The 26411-nt window shown below is 49.6% G+C and carries 21 protein-coding genes and 5 pseudogenes; all 26 read right to left on the bottom strand.

Going from position 1 to position 26411, the window contains the following annotated elements; all coding sequences use genetic code 11:
* Window positions 1–22: 22 nt before the first annotated feature.
* Window positions 23–1476 (bottom strand): annotated as a pseudogene (locus tag JCM10914_RS03915) (nicotinate phosphoribosyltransferase).
* Window positions 1477–1539: 63 nt separating this feature from the next.
* Window positions 1540–2091: a cysteine hydrolase family protein gene (locus tag JCM10914_RS03910; protein WP_023957671.1), complete on the bottom strand. Its 552-nt coding sequence runs from the start codon at window positions 2089–2091 to the stop codon at window positions 1540–1542.
* 59 nt (window positions 2092–2150) lie between these two features.
* Window positions 2151–2924 carry an NUDIX domain-containing protein gene (locus JCM10914_RS03905; RefSeq protein WP_197286827.1) on the bottom strand — a complete coding sequence of 258 codons (774 nt, stop codon included), beginning with the start codon at window positions 2922–2924 and terminating at the stop codon, window positions 2151–2153.
* A 168-nt stretch (window positions 2925–3092) separates the two neighbouring features.
* On the bottom strand, window positions 3093–3542 hold the full coding sequence (locus JCM10914_RS03900) for a RicAFT regulatory complex protein RicA family protein (RefSeq protein ID WP_023957667.1): 450 nt from the start codon (window positions 3540–3542) through the stop codon (window positions 3093–3095).
* A gap of 64 nt (window positions 3543–3606) precedes the next feature.
* Complete coding sequence (gene miaB / locus JCM10914_RS03895; RefSeq protein ID WP_023957665.1) at window positions 3607–5166, bottom strand: tRNA (N6-isopentenyl adenosine(37)-C2)-methylthiotransferase MiaB; 1560 nt, start codon at window positions 5164–5166, stop codon at window positions 3607–3609.
* Between the two features lie 178 nt (window positions 5167–5344).
* Window positions 5345–5915, bottom strand: a pseudogene (gene pduL / locus JCM10914_RS03890) (phosphate propanoyltransferase).
* Window positions 5916–6078: 163 nt separating this feature from the next.
* Window positions 6079–7046 (bottom strand): annotated as a pseudogene (locus tag JCM10914_RS03885) (dipeptidase).
* A gap of 86 nt (window positions 7047–7132) precedes the next feature.
* Complete coding sequence (locus JCM10914_RS03880; RefSeq protein WP_006211249.1) at window positions 7133–7393, bottom strand: stage V sporulation protein S; 261 nt, start codon at window positions 7391–7393, stop codon at window positions 7133–7135.
* 129 nt (window positions 7394–7522) lie between these two features.
* Window positions 7523–8317, bottom strand: coding sequence for a TIGR00282 family metallophosphoesterase (locus tag JCM10914_RS03875; RefSeq protein ID WP_197286828.1), 795 nt, complete (start codon window positions 8315–8317; stop codon window positions 7523–7525).
* Between the two features lie 78 nt (window positions 8318–8395).
* A complete protein-coding gene (gene rny, locus JCM10914_RS03870) occupies window positions 8396–9937 on the bottom strand; it encodes a ribonuclease Y (RefSeq protein WP_148300181.1) in 1542 nt (513 codons plus the stop codon).
* A 363-nt stretch (window positions 9938–10300) separates the two neighbouring features.
* The gene (locus tag JCM10914_RS03865; RefSeq protein WP_023957651.1) at window positions 10301–11038 is read right to left on the bottom strand and encodes a regulatory protein RecX; all 738 of its coding nucleotides are present in this window, start codon (window positions 11036–11038) and stop codon (window positions 10301–10303) included.
* Window positions 11039–11150: 112 nt separating this feature from the next.
* Complete coding sequence (gene recA, locus JCM10914_RS03860; protein ID WP_023957649.1) at window positions 11151–12212, bottom strand: recombinase RecA; 1062 nt, start codon at window positions 12210–12212, stop codon at window positions 11151–11153.
* Window positions 12213–12464: 252 nt separating this feature from the next.
* A pseudogene (locus JCM10914_RS03855) lies at window positions 12465–13732 on the bottom strand (competence/damage-inducible protein A).
* A gap of 118 nt (window positions 13733–13850) precedes the next feature.
* Complete coding sequence (pgsA, locus tag JCM10914_RS03850; protein WP_023957643.1) at window positions 13851–14441, bottom strand: CDP-diacylglycerol--glycerol-3-phosphate 3-phosphatidyltransferase; 591 nt, start codon at window positions 14439–14441, stop codon at window positions 13851–13853.
* A gap of 123 nt (window positions 14442–14564) precedes the next feature.
* Window positions 14565–15056 (bottom strand): YajQ family cyclic di-GMP-binding protein, encoded by a 492-nt coding sequence (locus tag JCM10914_RS03845; RefSeq protein ID WP_023957641.1) that lies wholly within the window; start codon window positions 15054–15056, stop codon window positions 14565–14567.
* Between the two features lie 136 nt (window positions 15057–15192).
* Window positions 15193–15366 (bottom strand): hypothetical protein, encoded by a 174-nt coding sequence (locus JCM10914_RS29175; RefSeq protein ID WP_023957639.1) that lies wholly within the window; start codon window positions 15364–15366, stop codon window positions 15193–15195.
* 82 nt (window positions 15367–15448) lie between these two features.
* Window positions 15449–16366: a helix-turn-helix domain-containing protein gene (locus JCM10914_RS03840; RefSeq protein ID WP_023957637.1), complete on the bottom strand. Its 918-nt coding sequence runs from the start codon at window positions 16364–16366 to the stop codon at window positions 15449–15451.
* 38 nt (window positions 16367–16404) lie between these two features.
* Window positions 16405–17172, bottom strand: coding sequence for a DUF3388 domain-containing protein (locus JCM10914_RS03835; RefSeq protein ID WP_023957635.1), 768 nt, complete (start codon window positions 17170–17172; stop codon window positions 16405–16407).
* Window positions 17173–17377: 205 nt separating this feature from the next.
* Window positions 17378–17632 carry a DUF3243 domain-containing protein gene (locus tag JCM10914_RS03830; RefSeq protein WP_023957633.1) on the bottom strand — a complete coding sequence of 85 codons (255 nt, stop codon included), beginning with the start codon at window positions 17630–17632 and terminating at the stop codon, window positions 17378–17380.
* 107 nt (window positions 17633–17739) lie between these two features.
* Window positions 17740–18510, bottom strand: coding sequence for an elongation factor P 5-aminopentanone reductase (gene ymfI / locus JCM10914_RS03825; protein ID WP_023957631.1), 771 nt, complete (start codon window positions 18508–18510; stop codon window positions 17740–17742).
* The gene (yfmH, locus tag JCM10914_RS03820) at window positions 18510–19790 is read right to left on the bottom strand and encodes an EF-P 5-aminopentanol modification-associated protein YfmH (protein ID WP_023957629.1); all 1281 of its coding nucleotides are present in this window, start codon (window positions 19788–19790) and stop codon (window positions 18510–18512) included. The genes ymfI and yfmH overlap by 1 nt, the downstream gene beginning before the upstream one ends.
* Before the next feature lie 3 nt (window positions 19791–19793).
* Window positions 19794–21073 (bottom strand): annotated as a pseudogene (gene yfmF, locus JCM10914_RS03815) (EF-P 5-aminopentanol modification-associated protein YfmF).
* Between the two features lie 125 nt (window positions 21074–21198).
* On the bottom strand, window positions 21199–22023 hold the full coding sequence (sleB, locus tag JCM10914_RS03810; protein ID WP_036716963.1) for a spore cortex-lytic enzyme: 825 nt from the start codon (window positions 22021–22023) through the stop codon (window positions 21199–21201).
* 221 nt (window positions 22024–22244) lie between these two features.
* Window positions 22245–23351: a glycoside hydrolase family 105 protein gene (locus JCM10914_RS03805; RefSeq protein WP_023957621.1), complete on the bottom strand. Its 1107-nt coding sequence runs from the start codon at window positions 23349–23351 to the stop codon at window positions 22245–22247.
* Window positions 23352–23385: 34 nt separating this feature from the next.
* Window positions 23386–24903 (bottom strand): UxaA family hydrolase, encoded by a 1518-nt coding sequence (locus JCM10914_RS03800; RefSeq protein WP_023957619.1) that lies wholly within the window; start codon window positions 24901–24903, stop codon window positions 23386–23388.
* Complete coding sequence (locus JCM10914_RS03795; protein ID WP_023957617.1) at window positions 24900–26411, bottom strand: tagaturonate reductase; 1512 nt, start codon at window positions 26409–26411, stop codon at window positions 24900–24902. The genes JCM10914_RS03800 and JCM10914_RS03795 overlap by 4 nt, the downstream gene beginning before the upstream one ends.

Genomic DNA, 26411 nt, shown 5'->3' with positions numbered 1-26411 from the left:
TCACCGTATCCGTAGAATACGCCTATTCCTCGTGCATGTCCATAAACTCAGCCATCATGCGCTGTTTCACTTCCCAGACGGCTTCACTCAGATTTACGCGATAGATTTCCGGATTTAGCTTACGCAAATATTCCGGCCAGAACTGGTCCAGCTGTGCGTTATGATAAGCACGTATCTCTTCCAGCCGCGGCAGATCATACACCAGCTCTCCGTTCATGAACACAGGCTCCAGCATAGGAATCGCTTCGAAATTTTGCACATTTTTACGCATATATGGATGGAGCGGATTAAACAGCTTCAGCTTTCCATTCTCCGGCGGCATTTCTTCGCCCGGAAAACAGATGTAATCAGCAATCGCCTTCCCGCTGCCTTTGGAGATGATGCGATAGACATCTTTTTTTCCCGGGGTTGATACTTTCTCCGGGTTGCCCGAAATTTTGATCGTCGGCACCATCTGCCCATCCACTTCTCGTTCCACGAGCTTGTATACACCACCAAGGGCCGGTTGATCCGCAGCCGTAATCAATTGCGTGCCTACGCCCCACGTATCAACCTTAGCGCCTTGAGCCTTCAAATCCAATATCGTTCCTTCATCCAGATCATTGGAAGCCACGATACCTACGTAGGATAACCCTGCCTCATCGAGCATTTTTCGTGCCTGAATGGACAGATAAGCCAAGTCGCCGCTGTCCAATCGAATGGCATTCATGCGCTTGCCTTTGGCCTCAAGTTTCTTCGCGGTAACAATCGCATGCGGAATGCCACTCTTCAACGTATCAAACGTATCGACAAGCAGCGTAACTTGATCCGGCATCACCTCGGCATAGATATCGAATGCTTCCTGCTCACTGCGGAACGTCTGAACCCAGGAGTGGGCATGCGTGCCTTTCGTTGGTATGCCGAACTTCTCGCCGGCCAGCATGTTGGACGTGGCATGGAATCCCGCGACATAAGCCGCACGTGCCCCCCAGACCGCGGCATCCGCCTCCTGCGCCCGTCTCGTTCCGAACTCCAGCAGGGTGTCGTTGCCAGCCACCTGGCGTATACGAGAAGCTTGGTGGCGATCAGCGTCTGAAAGTTCATGAAGTTTAGCAGCGCTGTCTCCACAAGCTGAGTTTCGAAGATAGAACCCTCTACTCGAATGAGCGGTTGGTTGGGAAATACCAACGCCCCTTCTTTCATGGAATATATATTTCCGGTGAAGCGAAACCGGCGCAGCTCCTCCAGAAATTCGGGCTGGTATTTCTCTTCTTGCTTCGCAAGATAAGCGATATCATCATCGGAGAATCGCAAAGATTCGATATAATGAACGATGCGCTCTAAACCAGCGAACACGGCATACCCGTTCCCGAAGGGAAGCTTGCGGAAGTATCCTTCGAATACAGCTTTCGTTCGGTGAGAGCCGTTGATCCAATGCGCGTACATCATGTTGATCTGATATTTGTCTGTGTGCAATGCTAAACCAGCTGTCTGCATAGCGATCATCCTCCAGTATAACCTGACAGCCAAAGTGGCAGGCCAGGTGGTACAAGCTGTAAGTTATCGGTTGTCGCCGCTACGGACGACCGTCGCGCCAAGACTGCTTTCGAAATGCCCAAGCGCCCAAGCATGGCCATCCGAATTAAAACTGGCGACGGCATCCTCATATACTGTTATGGCGTAACCGAGGTTATAAGCATCAACGGCGGTATGAAGAACGCATATATCCGTACACACTCCGACTAGGTGTACTTCCGTTATGCCCCGTTCACGTAGTTTATGGTGAAGGTCCGTCCCGCTAAAAGCACTATAACGCGTTTTGTCCATCCAATAGATAGAAGATTGCCGCTGGTCATATACCTCTTGCAGCGCTCCATACAATTCACGTCCGCTAGTACCCCGAATGTTATGCGGCGGGAACAACTTGGTCTCCGGGTGGTAGGGGTCGTTCTCTTCATGCAAATCCACTGCCATAACCACGTAATCACCACGATCGGAGCAGGTCGCAGTCAATTCAGCAATGCGGTGCTGAATCGCAATCGCTGGTTCTCCAACGGGCAGACTTCCATCCACGAAATCATTCGTGAAATCAATCACGATCAAAGCCTTCATTGAACATCCTCCTCTTTGATTGGCATGACCTGCCGAGTACCGGTGGTCTTGTTACCTCATTAGGTGTAGATCGACAATAAGGGTACGTGATCCGTGAACCGGTACAATTGTGCTGGTCGCTGAGAATATTGATTCGAGCTTAGCGGTTTGCCGTTCTCGTCTCTGGCCTCTTCTAATATACCCTGTCTACTGCGCGTAGACGTGATCTTACGAATAAAATTCGGTTCCTTAAACTCAGGCACCACCGTCTGGATAACCTGATATAACTCGCTTAACGTAAAATGAACTGGCAAGAACTGTCTCGCAATCGTCGTCTGCAGCATCTGCTGCTGAATCTTCCGATATGCATCCATTATAATATCGCGGTGATCGAAGGCAAGCTCCAGTTCCTCCAGTGCTTCTGTAACCGTGAAGAGGCCTACCTCCTCTGCATCGTCGGCAGCCTGTCGGTGCTCCAGCATCCACTCCTCTACAAGCGCATAGAATGCGTGACTGATAATCCAGCCGCGTGGATCGCGCCCGGGTGCGCTGTATACGCCCAGGTATTCCAGATGTCCTCCATCGACGCCAGTCTCTTCCTTCAGTTCGCGCTTGGCGGCATCGTAAATCGACTCGCTCTCCAAGCAGAATCCGCCCGGAAGCGCCCACATTCCTGCACATGGCCACGATCTACGCCTGATCAACATTACCTTTAGTTCTCGAATGGGCAGAGTCTTGGTGAAGGTCTTTCTCTCCCGCTTCGTCAATGTAAACATAACAATGTCAGCGGGAACACCATCGGGTGTCCTGTATTTCTTGGCGCTATCCAGTGGCGCCTGTTCATGATCCGTCATTTCCATCATCACCATAAATATTAATTTGATAATTTCATTATGACATACTTATCAATGATGTCAAGGATTTCCTGCATGCAGGGAACTTTGGATTATTATCCCCCATTACCCCGAATTCTTGCATAACACAGAAAAGGTGCGGAGTCATGATCCGCACCTTGTAAACCTCTAACCGCAGCTGCTTGGCGGCGTATCTTTCCCTGTCTCTACATTGACTTTTTCCGATACTGTATCGTGAATAACGGACACAACCAACTGAAGCAGATAATTTATATCGCTCTGACTTTGCTGAAATTCCATCACGAGCGGAATACCATCAATCTCCTCTTGCAGTTCTTCGATCTCTCGCTCAATTTTGGCAACCATATCCTTATTCTGAAACGTCTCGAAGGCTACGATCTCCTTCTGCTTCTTCTTAATCGTCTTAATCAGATTCTGCACCCGTTCGTGGTTCTGAATCTTCTGCTCCGCCTGTTTAAACATCTGCACTTCTTCACTCGTGGAGATCAGGTTTGCGAGCTCGCCTGCTTTTGCCAATATATCATCGCTTATAATTAATTCGCGTGAATTGTGGGACTGCATTCCATATGTGTTCGTACGAACATGATCGTGTGCCAAGGTTCATCGCTCCAATTCTTCATCATCTGTCGTTCGCTTGCAATGCTCGCGCCCTTGCGGATTATTATACCGCATCTGACGCTGTAATTTGTTCCTGTATCATGTCACCTTTGATGTACCACGTCTTCGTATCCGTAATCTGCACGTGCACAAAGCCTCCAACAAGATCAGCCGTTCCTTCGAAGTGAACAAGCTTGTTCGTTCGCGTACGTCCCGAGAGCATCGAATCGTTATTCTTGCTGACACCTTCCACCAGCACCTCCACAATGGCTCCCATCATGCTGTCGTTGCTCTTGCGGCTATATTCTTTAATCGCATCATTCAGTCGCTGTAACCTTTGGCTCTTAACTTCCATCGGCACATTGTCCTCCATGACGGCCGCTGGTGTGCCTTCACGAGGAGAATAAATGAACGTAAAGGCGGAGTCAAATCCCACCTCACGCACCAAGGTCAGTGTCTCCTCGAATTGCTCATCTGTTTCGCCAGGGAACCCTACGATGATGTCCGTTGTCAGAACAACCTCCGGAATCGCCTTCTTGATCTTATGAGCCAGTTCCAAGAAAGCTTCCCGCGTGTATTTGCGGCTCATCTTCTTGAGGATTTGCGTGCTGCCCGACTGCACAGGGAGATGGATATGCTCTACCAGGTTTCCGCCCTTGGCAAGCACCTCGATTAGGTGATCGTCGAAATCCCTCGGATGTGAAGTCGTAAATCGCACTCTTGGAATATCAATCTTGTGAATATCATCCATCAGATCGCCGAAACGATATTCTAGATCCGAGAAGTCTTTACCGTATGCGTTCACATTTTGGCCGAGTAACGTAATTTCCTTGTACCCTTGACGTGCAAGTTCCCGCACTTCTGCGATGACGTCTTCCGGCCGGCGGCTGCGTTCTTTGCCACGAGTGTATGGAACGATGCAATATGTACAGAATTTGTCGCAACCATACATAATGTTAACCCATCCGCGAAGACCCTCTCGCTTCTTCGGCAGATTCTCTACGATATCGCCTTCCTTGGACCATACCTCAACGACCATCTCCTTGCTGAGGAGCGCCTCTTGAATCAGATGTGGCAAGCGATGCACGTTATGCGTACCGAAGATCAGGTCTACGAAACCATGCTTCTGCAAGATGCGGTTCACGACGGATTCCTCTTGGGACATACAACCGCATACGCCGAGCAGCATATCCGGCTTCTCCGTCTTCAGATGCTTCAGGTGGCCAAGTTCGCCAAACACCTTGTCCTCTGCATTCTCGCGAATCGCACAGGTGTTTAGCAGAATGACGTCCGCCTGCTTCCGGTCTTCTGTCGCTTGATAACCCATCTGCTCCAGCAAACCTTTGATGGTCTCCGAGTCATGCTCGTTCATCTGGCAGCCGTACGTATAGACGATGTAATGCTTGCCAGTTCCGATCGTCTTGAATTCCTCCGGCAATTCTGTATCGTACAGCACCTCGATGCTCTGCTTGCCGCGCTGTTTCTCCTGTCTATGATTAGGCTCCGATAGAATGTTGATTTCCCGCCCATTGATACGGATTCTCTTCCCATGCTCATCTTCGGAAAGAATCTTGGCTCCAGAAAAATCAAAATACTTGGAGTAGTCCTTACTATCCTTGGCCATGCTAGGTCACTCCTTAATTCCACTGAATCTCTGTCATGCAAGTTTGACTGTATCAAATTATATCATGATCTTTAGGGCTAAGCTACCATCCTAGAGCTTCAGAAGCTCTATTCCAACGAAAGAAGAGCCTGAAATCGACTAAGCATCGGTTTCAGACTCTTCTTTCTTAAATGACAGACTAATCGATAATTTCTGCTGTGTCTCCGTTGTTTGCACCTGCAGCATTAGCTTCATCCGTGTCGATATGCATATCCAGTGCAAAATGCTCTGATACGCGTGCAACCACGTTCTCCAGCACCAGTCCGCGCTCACCGCCGAGACGAACCTTCAGCATATCTTTGTCTTGAATCCCCCATTGCTCGGCATCGGATGTATGGAAATGAATATGACGGGCAGCAACAATGACCCCTTGCTGGATCGTCACTTCCCCGGCAGCCCTTAATCGTGATCCCTGGCGTTCCTTCAATATTGCCAGATTCGCGTACAGGCGCTTTTACGCCAATCGCAAAAGAATCTGTGCGAGATATTTCTAATTGGGTAGCCGGACGGGCTGGACCCAAAATTCTTACTTTATCGAATTGTCCCTTCGTTCCGATCACCGCAACCGTTTCGTTAGCGGCGAATTGCCCTGGTTGGGACAGTGGCTTAAGCTCTGTCAGCTCATATCCCTGGCCGAATAGCACCTCGATATGCTCCTGAGTTAAATGAATATGGCGGGCGGATACACCCACAGGTACCTTTTTACTCATCTGTCTCTCACTCCTTGATTATCTCTCTAGGTTTTCTAAGATGTACTTTCCTCCCCTATTATACTCTTTATGACGGCAAAATAAAAAGGCACCCCCAGCTTTCCAGGCGCCTTATTGTGTCTTTTTGCATGAACGCAACAATATTGTCAAATTTTTAGCTTCGTTATCTTTCTCGCACAGTGTCTGGTTTCGAAGGCAGGTTCGTCTCCAGAAAACGAAGTGCATTACCCGACATCCAGCCTTGAACTATCGGCTCAGGATAATGTTTCAGCAACATCTCAACGAAATCTGGATACTTACCGGCATGCTCCAAGCCTTCGATCCATTCGTCAATTCCGTCAAAATCCGAACCCATCATAATGTGCCGCTCTCCGCCAAGCTCGCATATCTTCTCCAGGTGAGGAAGCAAATCTTCCGACTTCACCTTCTTCACCCCACTGCGAACAAACCAGGGTACGAAAGTGATCCCTATCATGCCGTTTAAAGCGATCAGCGCCCGAATCTGGTCGTCGTCTAAATTCCGGGGGTGCGAACATACCGAATGAACATTCGAGTGGGAAGCGATGATAGGTCGCTTGGTCAGGTCGGTCAGTTCCCAGAAGCCTGCTCTGGATAGATGAGATACGTCGAGTATAATCCTGTCTCATGGCACTTCTCCACAAGCTCGCGTCCGCGCTCCGTGAAACCTCCATTTCGCTGCTCTAGCACACCATCCGCCGCCCAGTTGGCATAATTCCAGGTAATCCCCATAAAGCGTACGCCAAGCTCATAACAGAGCTGGACATAGTGCAGATTACTTTCGATCCCGTCAACGCCTTCCAATGACAGAATCCCATATCGTTTCCGTCGACTGTGTCCGATCTGCTGAACCTGCTCCCGCCACAACAATGCTTCCAGAAGAGCTGGCCTGACCATTCGATTACGGAAGATTTCCAGTTGGGATAACACACGCTCAAAGGAAGCACGCCCGTAATGATTCGATAGAAATACGGCGAACACTTGCAGTGCTACATCGCCCTCCGTCATCCGTTCCCTTGATACATCGAGTTTTGGATCGTCGACAAACGAAGCTTTCGGATCCTCCCATAACTTGCTCAGCGCATCACAATGAAAATCGACCGTCAGCACCATGGCTCAGCTCCCTTCCCATCTATCACAGCAAAAAGCCTGTTTACCCCCTGAAGGTAAACAGGCTAAATCCTCAAGTGGTCACAAATCTATCTAGGCTCCACGATCAATTTAATCGCCGTCCGGTCCTCGCCATCAATCACAATATCCGTAAAAGCAGGAATGCAGATCAAGTCCACTCCGCTCGGTGCTACAAACCCCCTGGCAATTGCTACTGCCTTAATAGCCTGGTTTAGTGCCCCCGCTCCGATTGCTTGCAGCTCTGCCCCGCCACGTTCCCTTAGAACTCCAGCGAGCGCCCCTGCAACTGAATTGGGATTGGATTTTGCTGAAACTTTTAATACTTCCATGGTAAGTACCTCCCCTGGGAATGTTGAGTGATGGTTTGCTTCCGCTTACTAGATGTTATTCGTGAGAGGGGAAAAGATTCCTTCTTTTTTCCAACCGTACCTAATTTAATTAAACGGATTTCAAAATTTTTAATCCATACGCCATTCATCTTCATACATGCGGATTTTCTGAATCTTCCGGGCCCGCCCAGTCTCCTCATCCATATCCACACATACGGCATGAAAATGCCACTTGCCCTCATCTACCTGGAAACGAGCTGGGAGCTGTGTCTGGAACTTGTATAACACGGCATCGCGCTGCATGCCGAGCACGCCTTCCTTAGAACCGACCATACCCGTATCGGTGATATAGGCTGTTCCCCCTGGTAGGATGATATCGTCATTGCTCTGTACATGGGTATGCGTACCAACTACCATCGAAGCTCGTCCATCCAAATGCCAGCCCATCGAGATCTTCTCCGAGGTTGCCTCCGCATGGAAGTCCACGAGTATACACGCATGCTTCTGTCGAAGCTCGTCCACAATCTCATCCGCTGCACGGAACGGACAATCGATCGCTGGCAGGAAGGTTCTCCCCTGAAGATTCACAATCGCCAGTTGTTTCCCGTTCGCTTTGATCACGGTGTAGCCGCGCCCCGGTGTTCCTGGAGGAAAATTGGCAGGGCGAATCATTCTCGGTTCATCGTCGATAAATTCAAAAATCTCTTTATTATCCCATGTGTGATTACCCAGCGTAATGCCATGCACACCCCAATTGAAAAATTCGTTCGCAATGGCCGAGGTGATGCCCCGGCCCGATGCCGCATTCTCGCCATTGGCAATAATGATATGCGGATTATATTTGGACTTCAGCTCCGGAAGCGAAGCCTTTAATGCTTTACGTCCCGTGCTGCCGACGATATCTCCGATAAATAAAACGTTGATGACAATCACTCCCTCAAAAAAAATACCAATTAAAGATAAAAAGTGGCCGTTATACCGGCCACTTTTCTCGAACTCATTCTATTTCGCGTAATCTACCGCGCGGGTTTCGCGAATAACGGTCACCTTGATATGACCTGGATAATCCAGTTCATTCTCAATGGTCTTCGTAATATCGCGCGCCAGGCGGAACGCTTCCGCATCGTCGATCTTCTCAGGCTGTACCATCACGCGAACCTCACGGCCCGCTTGGATAGCGTACGATTTCTCAACGCCTTCGAAGGATTCCGATATCGCTTCAAGCTTCTCCAGACGACGAATATACGTCTCAAGCGTCTCTCTGCGCGCGCCTGGTCTGGCTGCCGACAAGGCGTCTGCTGCGCCGACCAGCATCGCAATAACCGATGTTGCTTCGCAATCTCCATGGTGAGACGCAATACTGTTGATAACCACCGGATGTTCCTTGTACTTTTTCGCCAGCTCCACGCCGATTTCAACGTGCGAACCTTCCACTTCATGATCCAGCGCTTTACCGATGTCATGCAACAGTCCTGCGCGTTTCGCAAGCACGATGTCTTCGCCTAATTCCCCAGCCATCAAGCCGGTCAGATAGGCCACTTCCATGGAATGCTTCAGCACATTTTGTCCATAGCTTGTACGGAACTTCAGTCGACCCAGAATCTTGATCAGATCCGGGTGCAGACCGTGCACGCCAACCTCAAAGGTCGCCTGCTCCCCATACTCGCGAATGCGGTCATCCACTTCCTTGCGGGATTTCTCCACCATTTCTTCGATACGTGCCGGATGAATCCGTCCGTCAGCTACCAGCTTCTCAAGCGCGGTACGCGCGATCTCGCGACGAATCGGATCGAATCCGGAGAGAATAACAGCTTCCGGAGTATCATCGATAATAAGGTCAATCCCGGTAAGGGTCTCAAGCGCACGGATGTTTCGGCCTTCACGTCCGATGATCCGGCCTTTCATCTCTTCATTTGGCAAGGTGACAACAGAAACCGTCGTTTCCGCCACATGATCGGCTGCACAGCGTTGAATAGCCAATGTAATGATCTCGCGGGATTTCTTGTCTGCCTCTTCCTTCGCCTGCTGCTCGATTTCTTTGATCATCTGAGCCGTCTCATGGCGAACTTCTTGCTCTACATTGCTAAGAATAATGCTGCGTGCATCTTCCATCGTCAGGTTGGAGATTCGCTCCAACTCCGTCGTTTGCTTCTTGTAGATTGCGTCGATTTGCTGCTGGGTCTCTTCTATTCGTTTCTCTTTGTTCGCCACTTGCTCTTCTTTACGTTCCAAAGATTCTATTTTTTTATCCAGCGACTCTTCCTTTTGCAACAATCTGCGCTCCTGCCGTTGAATTTCGTTACGGCGCTCGCGAGTGTCTTTTTCAGCTTCGGCTCTAATCTTGTGAACTTCATCTTTAGCTTCAAGAACCGTTTCTTTCTTCAATGCTTCTGCTTCCTTCTTCGCACTCTCTACAATCTGCAAAGCGGCATGCTCGGCACTGGAAATTTTAGCTTCTGCAAGGGATTTGCGAATAAAATAACCGGACCAAAAGAATATAGCGGCTACAGCGAGAACGATTATGATCCAGATCCATGTCTCCAGCATCTGTTTCACCTCCTCGTTGTTTCCTCCAAGGCATCCCTTGGGAAATGTGCAATTGTCAGGTTACTCATTCATACATAAAATTTTCCGACAGCATGCTGTCGTCCATACTGCGTACATCTTATCATGGACGCAAATTCCGCTTTCAGTAACGGAATACATTTCACTATGAATTGTCGTTATAAGAATCTTTCACAAAGTAGTCACTTTTTTGGAAGGAAAAAGGTTTCTAATTTATGATGATAAAGATTCATATTTATTTTAGTATTTATAAAAAGATATTGTCAAGGGAAAGCAATGGGTAAACGTCAGAATCATCCAGCAAATGTAGTAAACTCAGCTCATATAAATGGAAAACACTGTTTATTCGAATGGATAAAGTTCGTCATCCTCATCATCGTGCGCCTCATCCTCTTCCATCAGCGTCTTCAAAGTCTGCCTCACTTGCTCTCCACTAAAGCCGCGCCGCATTAAGAATGCCCCTGTCTTACGCCTGCGATCCTGTACGTCGCCGCTCGTCTGCTGCCACTTCTTCCGTCCGATTGCCATCGCGCTCTGAAGCTCGGCATCGGCACTGACTTCCCCCAGCGCCTCCGCTATATTCGCGGAATCGATCCCTTTCTGCCTCAATTCCTGCTTGACCCATAATCGCCCCTTCTTATGATTCGTAATACGCTGCTCAGCCCACATCTTGGCGTATAGGGCATCATCAATAAGCCGCTCCTGCTGCAGCCGCTCTATCGTCGTCTCTATGCAGCCCTGTTCGTATCCCTTCTGTTGCAGCCTCTGTCGGATCTCCTGGGATGTGCGTGGTTTCCTGGACAGGTGATAGAGCGAATCAACATAAGCCCGCTGCCGCTCGTCTGCTATCACGATCTCAAGCAGTTCCTCCTTACGAAACACATTCCCCTTCAGCATGCGGTACTTGAGCATGACATCTTCATGAACCGTCATCGAATACATACCGAAGACAATCCGGTATCGATGCCTAGGCTTGCGCAGCATTTCGATCGAGGTTACGGTCAATTCCTCATGATCCGGAAAATCTGCAACCCCTGCTGATTCGGCCTGATCCACCTCTGGCTTGTTATCGTCCTTCATCGCGTTCTCCTTCCGGGTATGGTTATGGCATCTCACCAAAATAAATAAAGAGGACCGCCTGGCGTATAAAACACCGGACGGTCCTCCCGCCTATACTATTAGAGGGCTGGCACTATTCCACTTTGAACAGCTCTTGTTCTTCAAGTTCCTCTTGTTCCTTGTCTTTGTCAGATGCCTCAGGAACAGCGGTTGACAAGTTGCTCGCCTCTCGGACCTTGTTCTCGATGATGAGTGCGACCTCAGGATGCTCCTTCAAGAATTGCTTCGCATTCTCTCGGCCTTGCCCAAGACGGTCACCGGAGAAGGAGTACCATGCACCGCTCTTGTCCACGATATCCAGTTCCGTGCCGATATCAATCAGGCTACCCTCTCTGGAAATCCCCTCGCCGTACATAATATCTAATTCAGCCTGCTTAAACGGCGGGGCTACCTTGTTCTTCACGACTTTAATCCGCGTGCGGTTACCCACAACATCGTTACCCATCTTGATGCTCTCGATCCGGCGTACGTCCAAACGAACGGTGGAGTAGAACTTCAAGGCACGTCCGCCAGGCGTCGTTTCGGGGTTACCGAACATAACGCCGACCTTCTCACGCAGTTGGTTAATAAAGATCGTTATCGTCTTTGATTTATTAATTGCACCGGACAATTTGCGAAGAGCCTGAGACATCAGACGCGCTTGCAGACCCACGTGCGAATCCCCCATGTCACCTTCGATCTCAGCCTTAGGTACAAGCGCAGCTACCGAGTCGATAACGATGATATCAACAGCGCCGCTTCGGACCAAAGCTTCTGCGATCTCCAAAGCTTGTTCACCCGTATCTGGCTGGGAGAGCAGCAACTCATCGATATTTACACCTAGCTTGCTGGCATACGAAGGATCCAAAGCATGCTCTGCATCGATGAAAGCAGCTTGTCCACCTGTCTTCTGTACTTCAGCTATAGCATGTAGCGCAACGGTTGTCTTACCGGAGGACTCTGGTCCATATACTTCAATAATTCGGCCTCTCGGCAGGCCGCCTGTTCCTAAAGCTATATCCAATGCCAGTGATCCGCTTGGCACAATCTCTACTTGCATATGGGTGGACTCACCCAGTTTCATAATCGAGCCTTTACCGAACTGTTTCTCTATTTGACGAAGCGCCATATCCAGCGCTGCACGACGATCTGACAATTATTCCACAACCCTTCACTGTTGATTGATAGTCATATCATACCTTGTTTTGGTACGTTTGCCAAGCTTTTTTTCGAACATACATTCGTTTTTTTGGGAACGGGCTCCCTCCCTCTTGATTCCCGAAGAGCGCATATAAACAATGAGAACCGTGGCAGTATCTATCGATATGCCACGGTTCTTCCGTACTTCCTATTATACTTATACTTCGTGTTAATTTCAATAAGCCACACAAATCAATGTGTAAAATATTTACTGTTCCTCTTCCTTAGAGCTCATGAGTCGCTGCCACAGCCTATAGAGGAGCGCTTTCGCGGCACGAAGGCGAATCGTCTCGCGGTTGCCTTGCAGATGCAGTTCATGCACCTCGGTCGCCTTGCCCCGTTGAGCTAACCCGATGTAGACCAGGCCGACAGGCTTCCGTTCTGCGTACCCCGGTCCAGCCACTCCGGTTACCGAGATCCCGAAGTCGCTGTCCATTACCATACGCACGTTCTCGGCCAATGCTTCAGCTACTTCACCGCTGACAGCCCCAGGCACGTCTTCGCCTTCGAGCAACCCATGCGGGATATGCACCAGCTTTTCTTTTATCTGGTTCGTATAACAGATGATGCCTCCAAGGAACATGCTCGCACTGCCAGGAATCGAAGTCAGGCTCTCAGCTACCAATCCGCCAGTACAACTCTCGGCCGCACTTAAGGTCCAGCCGCGATCTGCCATAAAGTCGACGATGACCTTCTCAATCGGCACGTCCTCGCTTGCGTACATAAATTCAGGTCCCCGCTCCCGGATCCGCTCCTCCAGTTCTTCCAGCCGTGCCATCGCCTCCGCTTCGCCCGCTGCCTTCGTCGATATTCGGACCGTAACCTCGCCATCCTTGGCATACAAAGCGATCGTAGGGTCCGTCTGCGCAGTTATGAGATCTTCCAGACGCTCGTCCAGCGCCGATTCCCCAATCCCGGCGAACTTTAACATCTTGGAGTAAATAGGCAGTTCATGGGTCAGTACATGCTGTAGCAACCATGCTTCGCCTCTTGCTCGAACATCGGGATTAATTCCTTCGGCGGACCAGGCAGCACTATATAATGTGTATCTTCATGCGTGATGGCATTACCTACGGCAAGTCCCGTTTCGTTCGGCAGCGGCGTTCCGCCCTCAACCGCCAGCGCTTGCCTTCGATTGTTCTCTGTCATAACCACGCCGCGATCCATGAAGAATCGCTCGATCCGGTCCATCGCGATCCGGTCAATATGGATCGATCTGCCCAGGAAGGAAGCCAATGCATCCTTGGTCAAGTCATCCTGCGTAGGTCCGAGTCCACCGGACAACAACACGATGTCCGCACGGCTGCTTGACAGCCGCAGCGCTTCTTGGAGCCGGTCCATATTGTCACCGACAACCGTCTGGTAATAGACGTCAATTCCCATGGAAGCGAGCTGCCTGGACAAGTACTGGGCGTTCGTGTTCACGATTTGTCCGAGCAAGAGCTCGGTCCCAACTGCAATAATTTCTGCTCTCATGTTCTGAATTGATTCCTCCGTATCTGTCAGTCTCAGTCTTGTCTGTCGTACATGACGTTCACATACATCAATACTTCGTTAACATGGAAGAAAAAAGCAATAGGAGAAGTTCCTATTGCTATGATGTCCCGGTTCCCTTCAGCAGGTGCCTGTTCTGGACAAAATATTCGATTCCCGAATAGATCGTTATAATGGCAGCTGCCCAGATGGCAATAATGTCAAACGGAATCCCCAGATAAACGAACGGGAAGTTATTGATCAGCAGCGCAACAATCGCCACGATCTGAATGACCGTTTTGATCTTGCCGGACTGGCCAGCCGCTACAACGGAGCCATCCAGCAGAGCGATCTGGCGAAGGCCGGTCACCGCGAATTCCCTGCTGATAATAACCACTGCAATCCAGGATTCAATCTTCCCCATTTCTACGAGAGATATTAGAATGGCCGCAACCAGCAGTTTATCCGCCAGCGGATCGAGGAGTTTCCCCAAATTGGTTACCATATTGTTCTTCCGCGCGAGGTAACCGTCAATTCCATCGGTGCTTGCCGCTATGATAAAGATCAAAGCCGCAATCAACTGATTGTATGGCAGTTTGAACTGTCCCCAGACAATCGGATCTGGATAAAAACCAAAGTCGACCAGCAGAAAGATCATCATGACAGGGATCAAGCAAATCCGGGCCAACGTGATACGATTGGGCAAATTCATGGGGCAACCTCCTTGCTTCTTTCTGTCATTCTTTCATCCCCCGGCAATCTATGTATACGTTAATCCTTATATATCGTGTTTAAGTATAATATTTCCTCTGACGCCCTGTCAAAAAAGCATGCCCTACTTGAAATTGGTAAACTGGAGATCAAGCGAAAGATCCGCTTTGCGCAACAGCTGCATTATCTCTTGCAAATCGTCCTTGTTCTTCCCCGTTACCCGTATCTGATCCCCTTGGATCTGACTCTTGACCTTCAGCTTCGAATCGCGAATCAGCACGTTTATCTTCTTGGAATTCTCTTGATCAATCCCCTGTTTCAAAGATAGACGCTGTCTAACCGTGCCCATCGATGCCGGTTCGATCTTACCATAGTCGACATTTTTGAGAGAAAGTCCGCGCTTGACCATTTTGGTCTGCAAAATATCAATGACCGCATTCAGTTTATACTCATCATCCGATGCTATAATCAATGCTTCCTTCTCAAGTTTCAAGCTGCTCTTGCTCCCCTTGAAGTCAAAGCGATTCTCAATTTCGCGCTCTGCCTGATTAACGGCATTACTGAGTTCCTGCATGTCCATCTTCGAAACGATATCAAATGAATTTTCTGAGGCCATGTGAATCCTTCCTTTCATGTTCATAATGCTTCTATTATAGGGAAAAGCTCACCTCAAGTCTAATCTTGCATAGCCCTCTAAGCCAAAAGAAGACCTCGTCACCGCCAACAGCCTGGCGATAACGAAGCCTGCCACATTAATTGCCAGCTTTCTCCTGGCGCATCGGACGGCGGAACATGCTCAGAATACCAAGCAAAATATGTGCCAGCCCGAAACCCAATATTCCATATCCCCAATCACTCGGAATCAAATAATATCCCAAGAGGCTTACGATTACACCTAAGCCGAATACGATCCAGTTTACCGTCACTTTAGGTCCACCTCTTTCGAGAAGCGAAAATAACAGCATGTTCTCACATGCCATTATGTATCGTTTCCGGGAAGAGAGTGGATTATTCGCCAGCGGTAGCCGGTTCTAATACGATATTGGAGGTCGACTTGCCATCGGTTACGGTCTGATCGCCAACCGTAATGGTCGTGGCAGCAGAGTTGCCTGACTTAATAAACAATCCTTGGCCATCCAGATCATAACTGACTTCTGCACCGTTCTGCAGCATATCGAAGAACAGCTTCTCGCCAGAAGCACTGCTGCCTCGGTACACTTCCACCCAACTCTGGGCGTCGCTGCCGGCCACAATCTGTACCTTAACCTCTGTACCGGTTACCTTGAATACCGTGCGCCGACCTTCGGTACGATCTTGCGTCACCGTAATCTCGCCTGATGTTGTCTCATCGGGCTCGTCCGTTCCAGTCTCGTCCGTCTCATCATCGCCGGCTCCATCATTTGAGCCGTCACCGCCGCCTTGTCCGTCTTCGCCTTCGCCGTCACCTGGAACCTCTGGTGGATCCTGCGGCGTCTGCGCCTGATTATTATCCGTCTGTGTCTGATCATTGTTGCCAACGGGCGGCTCGTCATCACTATTGTTATTCATGACTGCCACCCAGTAGATGACACCCACGATCAGAATCGGGAACGTCCACATCAGCAAGGTAGGCAGCCATTTCATGTTCCGCTCTGCCGCCGGTCTGCTGGCCCGCTTCTGAATAACGGGTTCCATTGTCGCTTCAGGTTCATTCTTCGGTACATCCTGCTTATGTCCTTCGAGCAGTTCTTCCGGATCAATCCCCACCGCTTCCGCGTAGGTTTTGATGAATGCACGCACGTAAAAACTGCCGGGAAGAACTTTGTAATCCCCTGCCTCGATGGCTTCCAAGTATCGCTTGCGTATCTTTGTCATTTCCTGCACGTCATCAAGGCTCATGCCTTTTTGCAGACGCGCTTCCCTTAATTGTTGTCCCAGTTCGGACATGCCATCACCTCCTACTTGGATTGTTGTGGTTATTTACATTATAAATCGTCACTATAAGAGCCCGTGAATGTATCATAAACGATTTCCTCGTCCGGATTGTTTCGCAATTCGATTATAATATCAAAATCGTCAAAGGAATATTCGGATTCACGCACGAATATATCCGGATGCTCAATCACTTTCGTGCTCTCCATGCCCATGATATCCTGCAACAACTGATAGTGACGCTCATTCGATCGGATCGTACTCACAATCCCGTCAATGATAAAAATATTGTTAGGGTTCATCTCATCCTCGGAGAGCTGGCTGCGAATCGTTTGACGCAGGAGCGTAGAGGAAACAAATGCCCAGCGCTTCATGGCGCAGACACTGCCGGCAATAATCGACTCTGTCTTGCCGACACGCGGCATACCGCGGAGACCAATAACTTGATTACCTTCCCTCTTGAACATTTCACCCAAAAAGTCAACAAGTAAACCGAGCTCATCGCGCGTAAAACGAAAAGTTTTACGATCGTCGGAGTCCCGGTCGATGTATCGTCCATGTCGCACAGCCAAAATATCAACCAGCTTAGGCGGTCTTAAGGCCGTAACCGTAATATTGTTCACCTTGTTCAACATTCTGCCCATCAGAATGATTTTTTCTTCATCATCCGTTTCCAGCAGCATACCTCTCGTCTGTCCTTCGACACCGTTGATCGTCAGGATGTTGACCTCGAGCATACCAAGCACGGAAGCGATATCCCCAAGCAAACCGGGACGGTTCTTATGTATCTTGTATTCCATATACCATTGATTCGATTCCACAAAGACACCTCTTTGCACTTCTTTTCCATCATTATTCGACAAATTGCAGCGAAAAAAAGCCTGCAGAAACAGGTCAAATTATAAATGGGTCACGTTAATGATATATAAAATGAAATTGAAAGGCAAGTATTAACGGTGACAGGAAAATTACATTCTTTTTTCTTGACAAAAAGCCCCCGCTATCGGGGGGCTTTTTGCGTATGAATTATGCGTTATTCTTGGCCAACTTCACCATCAGCCTTGCGATAACGTGACGCTCTTCCTCGTTACCCACATCCCACAGTTCTTTGAGTGCGCGGTTGGATGCGTTTTGCGGATCCACCTTCTCATCGAGGAAATCACCGATTTCATAAGCCAGCTTAGAGATGGTATCTTCACTCATGCCTGCTTTTTCGGCCTGTACGACGCGTTCGCCCAGAAATTTCTTCCAGGAGTCAAAGTTTTTGATTACGGATGACATGAATTAAATCCTCCTTTTGCTCGCTCGCAATTGAGATTTAAGTAACAATAGTAATATGTCCCCGTAACCAATCGCTTATGAGTGGTGAATTGCACCACCATGATGAATCAGGTTACCAAACCGCCATTTGGGCTGATGACCTGTCCCGTAATGTAGCCTGACTCCGGCAGTGCCAAAAAATACACGAGTGAAGAGATCTCGTCGGGCTGAGCTAACCGGCCAGCGGGAATCTCATCCTCCAGCATCCGGATTTCATCGGGCTGCAGATGACTGAGCATCGCGGTATCGACGGCGCCGGGCGCGACGGCATTCACTGTCACACCCGATGGCGCGAGCTCCTTTGCAAGCGACTTCGTGAACGCATTAACTCCACCCTTGCTTGTTGAATACAGCACCTCACAAGAGGCACCGGACAACCCCCAGATGGAAGAGACGTTAATAATGCGGCCATAACGCTGAGAGATCATGCGCCCCATAAACGCCTGCGAGCAAAGAAACATCCCCCGCAAATTAATGGACATCAAGCTATCCCACTGCTCCTCCGTCACGTCAGACAATAATCCATAGTGCGACACGCCTGCATTGTTTACGAGGATATCCGGCTCCATATCATGGCTTTGGAGCTTCTCCTTCATTCGCAAGATTTGTTCCTTATCGCGCAAATCGGCCGAGATCGTCATAACCCTCGCACCATAAGCCATACAGCGGCGTGCCACTTCATTAGCCGCTTCGTGCGAATTCATGTAGTGAATAACCACGTTCATGCGAACCGAGGCGAACCTCTCCGCAATTGCTGCCCCGATTCCTCTGCTGGCGCCCGTAATGAGCACCGTCATTTCCCCGATCGGTTTCAGTTCCTTTCCCATGCCTGACGTCATTACGGACTCACAACGATGGATACAGCCAGTTGATTCCAGTCTATATGTTCCTGCAGACGACGATTGACGTCTTCCACCGTGATCGATTCATAAACCGGGAGCACCTTAAACAGATCCGCCCCTCTGAACTGGTAGCGTGTAAATTCATGCGCGATATTCTCCGGGGAATTGAGCATTCGCAAGTATCCGCCCATCTTCTTCTTCCGAGCACGTTCAAAGTCGGACGACTCAAACCCGCTCTCCTTCAGTTTATCAACCTTTTGGCGAATCCGGGCGAGCAGTGCATCCGGGTCTTTCGTGTCTCCGCCGATGGCAGAGAACGCATATTGAGGTGAGCTGTTAAACTCATGGCCAAAGCTATCGGAGATCAGATCGTCTTCATACAGCTTCTGATATAATTCCGTACTGGAGCCAAACAACAGATCCATCATCAGCTTGGTTGTCAGATCGCGCCGCAGTTGATCCTCGCCTGTCAACCCCACCTGCTTCTCCTTGAAGCCGAACAGACATTTGGGCAAAGATACGGCAAGCTTACTCTCCCTGCGCTTCTCCCCAACCTCTACCGGTTCCGGATCGAATATCCGTTCAATCGAACCTTGCTTGTCATACGACTTCCCTTTTTGGTTGGAGCGAACCAAATCGATCGTTGCTTGCGGATCCACGCCGCCCACCACAAAGAGCAGCATATTGCTTGGATGATAAAACGCATTGTAGCAGTTATAAAGATCCTCTTTGGTAATCGTACCGATCGATTCTACCGTTCCGGCAATATCGATGTGGACCGGATGCACCTTGTACATGGCCTCAATTAGGCCAAAATAAACGCGCCAATCGGGATTATCCTGATACATGTTGATCTCTTGTCCGATGATACCCTTTTCTTTCTCCACATTCTGGTCCGTGAAATACGGGTTCTGTACAAAATCGATCAGCGTCTCCAAATTCTCATGAATCTTCTCGGTAGCCGAGAACAGATATACCGTCTGATCAAAGCTTGTGAAGGCGTTAGCGGATGCACCGTTCGAAGCAAATTTGGCGAAAATATCGCCCTCAGGTTCCTCAAACATTTTGTGTTCAAGGAAATGCGCAATGCCATCGGGTACTCGCAATGCCTCTTGTCCTTGCACTTTAAAATGATTGTCCACTGACCCGTATTTCGTCGCAAAGGTGGCGTACGTCTTCTGGAAACCCGATTTGGGCAGTACGTACACATGCAAGCCATTGTCCATCACTTCGTAGTACAGCGTCTCCTGCAGATTATCATAACGAATGCTCTCCACCGGCTATTCCTCCTTTTGGCCTTTCAGGAAATAGATCGTATCCAGCGAAAATGCCGAAGCCGCCTGCTTCACATCATCCACCGATATGCCTTCCACCTGACGCAGCAGTTCATCTGGCGTCCGTTCGCGGCCTGAGAGCTGGCGGTTAAAATCATACGCAATCATCTCAAAAGCCGAATCTTGCATTTCCTTAATCACGTTGCGGATCATCGCCTTGGTCTGATTCATCTCGATATCGGTAATGGCCCCCTTCTCCATATCACCTAGCTGCTGCTTGATGATGTCCACCGCTTGATCAAAGTTCTGGACCTCGATACCGGACTGAATCGTGGCAATGCCTTATGACCGTCATAACGCGAAGAAGCATAATATGCAAGACTAGCTTTTTCCCGTACGTTGACAAACAGCTTCGAGTGCGGATACCCACCTAATATGCCGTTATATAACAGCGCCGCGGCGTACTCGTCATCGCCATATGTGATCGTGCTTCGCAGACCCATATTCAGCTTACCCTGATTGATCTCGAGCTTCTCGACGACCGTCTGCGTTTCATTAGCGGATGTACGTGTTGTGGACGATACGTAATCCTTCGCTCCCGTGCGCCCCAGTTTAAAGTATTCCGTCACCAGCCCCTGAACTTCCTCAAGGCTCGTATCCCCGACCACATAAAGGTCAAGCACCGATTCATTCAGCCACTGCTGATAAGATTCGTATAACCCTTCCGCGGTAATCCCCACCAGATCCTTACGTTCTCCAAGCGGGTGAAGTCGATAAGGCTCATTCTTGCACATAACCTCGATACAGCGCTCGGCGGCATAACGAATTTTATCATTCACGATCGCTTCCAGCTTCTTGCGTACGGTATCGCGTTCGGTTTGAACGTAAGATTTACGGAAGGCGCCATTCTCGAGCACCGGGTCAGTAAATGCCTCACCAAGGAAAGCGAACGAAGAACGAAGCAGACTCTCTTGACTCTTTACAAAAGAATCATTAATCGTGTCCATGCGAAAGTGCACGATCTGATAATCCCCACGCTTGTAGACGTCAAACCCGAACCCGGCACCATACAGCTGTTCAAGCTGTTCCCTGAAAGCACGTGTCTCCGGATAAGATGTGGTCCCCCTGCGCAGCACGAACGGGGTCAGTGCCGTGGATGTAACGGTATCCTCCGATAGCGGACTTCCGGCATAAAGCGATATCGCAAAAGTCTTGAACCGGTTCGTCGGAAGCACATGAATCCGGATACCCCCGGCAGATCCGTGTTCAAATTCAGTTTTCGTCAAGGTCCATATCCCCTTACATCATGGATTGATATTGCCATAATTTGCATTATAATTAACTTTCATTCTAACCCATTGCAAAGTGAAGAAGCAACCGAAGACAGGCCCCGGTTGCTCTTATGATCACGTTACATACAGAAAATATGCTGTCCGATCGTCTTCACTTGAGGACGCGTCCATATCCATTCGGAAGTAGCGGTTTTCGGGTTGAAATAGTACAGGCATCCGCCTGATGGATCCCATCCATTCAAGGCCTGTTCCACAGCTTTGCGGGCTTGTTCGTTGGGCTCGAGCCAGATTTGGCCGTCTGCCACAGCAGTAAATGCTCTTGGTTCAAAAATAACGCCATGCGGTGTATTCGGAAAGCTTGGCGATTTCACGCGGTTGAGAATGACGGCAGCTACTGCTACTTGACCTTCGAATGGCTCGCCGCGGGCTTCGCCGTAAACCGCATTGGCCATGATCTTCAGATCGTTCTCCGAGACACCCAGATTGTTGGCCGATGATAGATTGCTGCTCGTTTCATTCTTGCCTGAGCCGCCTCCAGCATTACCTCCAGCACCGGTACCGCCGCCCTCATGCATCTTAGGCTCGGTGGGCTTAAAGTCCTTCGTTGCGTTGTACAGTCGGAGTTTGACCTTCGGTCCGACGACACCGTCAACCTTCATGCCGAATTCCGATTGAAACCATTTGACCGCTCCCTGGGTTTTGGAGCCGAATACGCTGTCTATTTTTCCATGGTAAAATCCCAGATACTTAAGACGGCCTTGAAGCTCGTAAACATCCTCGCCCGTCGAACCGAATTTTACGGTCTGTAGGCTGAATGTCGGAATGGCTTCCTGAATCAATGATGGTTGTTGACTTGGTTCTGCTTTAAGCTTGCCTTGGGCAAATACGGCACCAGACAACAGAATTGCAATGCTCATCAGAATCCAGACTCTTGAGTTTTTCATGCTGCGCTCTACCTTTCTCTTGTGGTTTAACAAGCCTCGCTAACGTTATTATGACAAGCCTGCCATTTTCCTATGCACCATCTTAAGAGGAGTTGCAGCGCGTTCCTTGATCCATTGAAGAATTGCTTACGAAAGTACGCAAATAGAGCGGTTCCACCGGAGTGAGAACCGCTCTGAATACCTATAAGGAAGCAAGCGATCGACGACATTTATTACAAATTCTAGGATTTACCAAGCTCTATGCAGGCCATAATAAGCGCCCCAACACCATGTAAATCATTCTCGCACTTCGGCCGCTCCACATAGTGCTTGTAATCTCCCACTCCTGTCCCGATACAAATGTCAGGCATGACAAGATGGCCTTGTTCGTTGAAGTAAAGGACTTGGAGCAACCCTTGATACCCTCGTTGCGCATGAGACAAGTAAGCAGGATCCAAATAACCGAGCCGTACGCCTTTGGCAAGAGTATAGATAAACAAACTGGAACAGGAGGTTTCCGGCCAATTGTCTGCCTGCTCTCCCTTGTCCATCACTTGATACCATAGACCATGTCGTGGATCTTGATAGGTGACGATGGCCTCGCATAATTGCAGGAACACAGGGGTTATGACAAGCCGCCCGGGATGCTCTTGCGGCAACAGATCTAGAAACTCAACAAGCGACAAAGCATACCAGCCAAGCGAACGTCCCCATATCACGGGCGAGCGGCCATGGCTCGGATTTGCCCACGGCATCGACCGACGTTCATCCCACGCATGATAATATAATCCGGTTGCAGCATCATACGTATGTGCTCGCATGAGCTGCTCTTGAAATAAAGCATCGTCGAACAGGCGCGGCTGCTCATACTGCGAGGCATATTTCATCGTGAAGACGCCTCCCATGTAAAGCCCATCCAGCCACATCTGATAAGGATATCGATCCTTATGCCAGTATCCACCTTCTGTCGTGCGATTCTGCGTGTACAGTAAATGCAGCAGCTTGTCTGCTGCCCTGCGGTATCTGGCCTCTGAGCAATGGGCATCCAGTTCGAACAGTAGCAGTCCTGCTTGAACGGAATCCAGTTCCCCCCGTTCCAGCAGCAGATTTCCACTATCGTCCACCAAATGATCTACGTAGTCTTTCATATACAACAGATACTTCAATTCTCCTGTATGTTGCCACAACTGTGTTAACCCGACCAGAAAAACGCCTTGATGATAATGCCAACGTCCTGCGGGTGGAAGCTGTTGCGGAGAATAGGTTTCCATAATAGCTCGGCTGGCTTCGCGGCCGAGCTCTAAAGGCAACGTGGTGGACTGAACCTGATGCTTGGTTTGTTCGAACATCCAATGCCCCTCCTCGGTTTAAAAAATCATTTTTTTATAAGATAACGCCATCCTTGAAGATGGAAATTTCTCGAAATCCGTGGGATTCATTTCGCGTCATTGTATTTCCCGAAGCCAGGTTTAGAATATAACCCCAAAGATCCTCATTTAACTCATCCATGCTTTTCCCTTCCAGCAAATGCCCTGCGTTGAAATCGATCCAATGCTTCTTGCGCGTGGCAAGCTCCGAATTCGTGGAAATCTTCACCGTTGGTACCGGGCCGCCAAACGGAGTGCCGCGTCCGGTTGTGAACAGCACCAAATGGGCTCCAGCCGCCGCCAGTGCCGTTACAGACACAAGATCATTACCGGGTCCCTGAATCAGGTTCAAGCCCTTTACCGTCGATCTTGCGCCGTAAGGGAGCACATCCGACACAATGGCGGTGCCGCCTTTCTGCGTACAGCCAAGCGATTTCTCCTCCAGGGTCGTGATGCCACCTTCTTTATTCCCGGGTGAAGGGTTCTCGTAGATCTCCTGACCATGATCAATAAAATATTGCTTAAAATTATTAATCAACCGCGTAATATCGTTGAACACGGCCTCATTGGCCGCCCGCTCCATCAGAATGGTCTCCGCCCCGAACATCTCTGGAACTTCGGTGAGCAGCGCCGTTCCCCCGTAGCCAGTTACTGTATCTGCGACACGGCCCGCCAGCGGATTAGCCGTCACTCCCGATAATCCATCTGACCCACCGCACTTCAGGCCGATCTTGAGGGAAGACAGCGGAACCTCCACCCGCTGGAACCCTGACGCGTACTCTACCAGTTCAGAGATATAATTCATGCCTTGCTCAAGCTCATCATCCATGTCTTGTGCGCGCATATACCGGATACGGTCCGCCTGGTCCTCCCCGATCATCGCCTTCATCTGATCGATCTGATTGTTCTCACACCCTAGACCTACGATCAGGACACCGGCTGCATTCCCGTGCTGGGCCAGCGATGCGAGCAGCTGTTGCGTATGTGTCAGATCGTCTCCAAGCTGGGAGCAGCCATACGGATGGGGAAAATGGTATACGCCATCAATCCCCTGCCCCTTAAACTGCTGGTCCGCCATCCGCGCCAGCAATTCACAAGTCTTGTTAATGCAACCGACCGTATTAATAATCCAGATTTCGTTCCGAATGCCTACTTCCCCGTTGGGTCTGATGTAACCCTGAAAGGTATTCGAACCCGCAGCAGACAGACTAGTGTTTGCCGCTTGTTGTTGATGGTGTGGAGTGTACTGGTACTCTACTTCACCTGACAACCCCGTTTTAAGATTATGGGAATGAATCCACTGCCCTTGTTCAATCCCCTCCGTGGCTACACCGATAGAGTAGCCGAACTTGAGAACGTGGCTCCCGGGCTCCAAGCTGCGCAGGGCAATCTTATGTCCCTTCGGCACGTCCTGGACGACTTCTACTCTATATTCCTGATCTTCGATCCGTCCAACAACCGTATCTCCAACGGTCAACGGACGAAGTGCAATACCGACATCATCTTTGCTGTGAAGTATGACTATGTCGCTCATGTCGCTTTCAGCTCCATTTCCATAATTTCGCTTGTAACCGCTTCGTGAAGCCCCTGGATCTTGTTCAGATCCTCACCCCATAATGGTTCACTGCCCAGAATGAAGTCCACTAGCTCGTCAACATCCGATTCTCCTGCGCTGACCTTATCCCAAGCTTCTGCAAACAATGCAAGTGTTGCGGCATCGTCTCTGATTAGCACCTCTTGGCCATCAAGCCTTGTTCCATACCATTGATCTTCTAACTGTTTGACATGATACAACCGGATCAACGAGGCTAAGCTGCTTACAATGAGCGGTGGCAGAACATGAAACCGTTCAACATAGCCTTTCAAAGTTGGAAGCAGCCTGACCTTAAACTTGGATATACTGTTCATGGAGATGTCCTGCAGCTTGTGGCGTATATACGGATTACGGAATCTCTCCCACACCGATGCAGCGTAAGCACGAACCTCCTCTAACTCAAGCGGTACTAACGGCACAATCTCTTGCAGCATCGCCTCATAAATGCGCGCTCCCCATTCCGGATGCTCTGCCGTCTCTCTCACCTCGGCGAAACCGCGAAGCAGACCAATGCCAGCCATCAACGTATGCGTTCCATTAAGGATTCGTACCTTCCGCAGTTGATAGGGCGTGAGATCAGGAACCCACTGCACTTGAAGACCTGCTGTTTGCAACGGCAATCTGGCATCCAAGCGTGCATCCCCTTCAATCGCCCAGAAGTAATAAGGCTCCGCCGTATTCAGCAGACGATCTTCCAATCCCCACTCACCGAAAAATTCCTCCGCTTTCTCCGGGTACCCGGTTACGATCCGATCAACCAATGAATTCAGGAACACATTATGCTCCGTGACCCAGCGCCTAAAGGAGGAGGGCAAGTTCCAGTCTTGTGCATGTCTTAGTACAATGGATTTCAGAATGTCACCGTTTCGCTCCAGCAGCTCACAGGGCAGTATCATCCATCCTTTATCCGGTGAACCGCTAAAACATTCGTAACGCCGATACAGCAGCAAGGTTAGTTTACCGGGAAAAGAAAGCACAGGTTCGTTCGGATTCCACTCGCTTGGCTGATAGTCCAGCCCAGCTTCCGTTGTGTTGGAGACGATGATATCAAGATCGGGGTTCTCCGCCAGCTTTAAGAACGCCGCCCATTCGCTATAAGGCTCAACCATCTTGGAGAAAACCGGTATCCACTGTTGCAGCTCGATTTTCTCTCCATCCTGCAGCCCCCGGGTCATCAAGCCGTAGATGCCATCCTGCTGACGCAATTGTTCTAATTTATGGCGTCCGCCGGGCCGCGGCTGGCTGACTGCTATACTGCCATGAAACAACCCCTTCCGGTTGCACTCATAAATCATCCAATCGAAAAATCCACGCAGGAAGTTGCCTTCGCCAATCTGCAGCACCTTCACCGGGTAGTCGAGCATCTGTAGATCCGATTCGATACCTGGTAGCTGCTGAATCCGTTCCTTGTTAAGCAGCGGCCATGTTGAAGTATTCTGAGTCCTCAT

The sequence above is a fragment of the Paenibacillus sp. JCM 10914 genome (assembly GCF_001315105.1).
Classification (GTDB): domain Bacteria; phylum Bacillota; class Bacilli; order Paenibacillales; family Paenibacillaceae; genus Paenibacillus_AQ.
The sequence above is the reverse complement of the archived record's forward strand: the minus strand, read 5'-3'. Positions and strand labels throughout refer to the sequence as shown.

Bases quoted from the DNA above. Each gene is read 5' to 3' on its own strand.
- JCM10914_RS03905 (WP_197286827.1), bottom strand. From the start codon at position 2,924: ATGACGGATCATGAACAGGCGCCACTGGATAGCGCCAAGAAATACAGG.
- JCM10914_RS03845 (WP_023957641.1), bottom strand. From the start codon at position 15,056: ATGGCCTCAGAAAATTCATTTGATATCGTTTCGAAGATGGACATGCAG.
- JCM10914_RS03840 (WP_023957637.1), bottom strand. From the start codon at position 16,366: ATGTCCGAACTGGGACAACAATTAAGGGAAGCGCGTCTGCAAAAAGGC.
- JCM10914_RS03795 (WP_023957617.1), bottom strand. From the start codon at position 26,411: ATGAGGACTCAGAATACTTCAACATGGCCGCTGCTTAACAAGGAACGG.
- JCM10914_RS03910 (WP_023957671.1), bottom strand. From the start codon at position 2,091: ATGAAGGCTTTGATCGTGATTGATTTCACGAATGATTTCGTGGATGGA.
- sleB (WP_036716963.1), bottom strand. From the start codon at position 22,023: ATGAAAAACTCAAGAGTCTGGATTCTGATGAGCATTGCAATTCTGTTG.
- miaB (WP_023957665.1), bottom strand. From the start codon at position 5,166: ATGGCCAAGGATAGTAAGGACTACTCCAAGTATTTTGATTTTTCTGGA.
- JCM10914_RS03805 (WP_023957621.1), bottom strand. From the start codon at position 23,351: ATGTTCGAACAAACCAAGCATCAGGTTCAGTCCACCACGTTGCCTTTA.
- JCM10914_RS03880 (WP_006211249.1), bottom strand. From the start codon at position 7,393: ATGGAAGTATTAAAAGTTTCAGCAAAATCCAATCCCAATTCAGTTGCA.
- JCM10914_RS03800 (WP_023957619.1), bottom strand. From the start codon at position 24,903: ATGAGCGACATAGTCATACTTCACAGCAAAGATGATGTCGGTATTGCA.
- JCM10914_RS03830 (WP_023957633.1), bottom strand. From the start codon at position 17,632: ATGTCATCCGTAATCAAAAACTTTGACTCCTGGAAGAAATTTCTGGGC.
- JCM10914_RS03865 (WP_023957651.1), bottom strand. From the start codon at position 11,038: ATGAAGGACGATAACAAGCCAGAGGTGGATCAGGCCGAATCAGCAGGG.
- pgsA (WP_023957643.1), bottom strand. From the start codon at position 14,441: ATGAATTTGCCCAATCGTATCACGTTGGCCCGGATTTGCTTGATCCCT.
- ymfI (WP_023957631.1), bottom strand. From the start codon at position 18,510: ATGACGTCAGGCATGGGAAAGGAACTGAAACCGATCGGGGAAATGACG.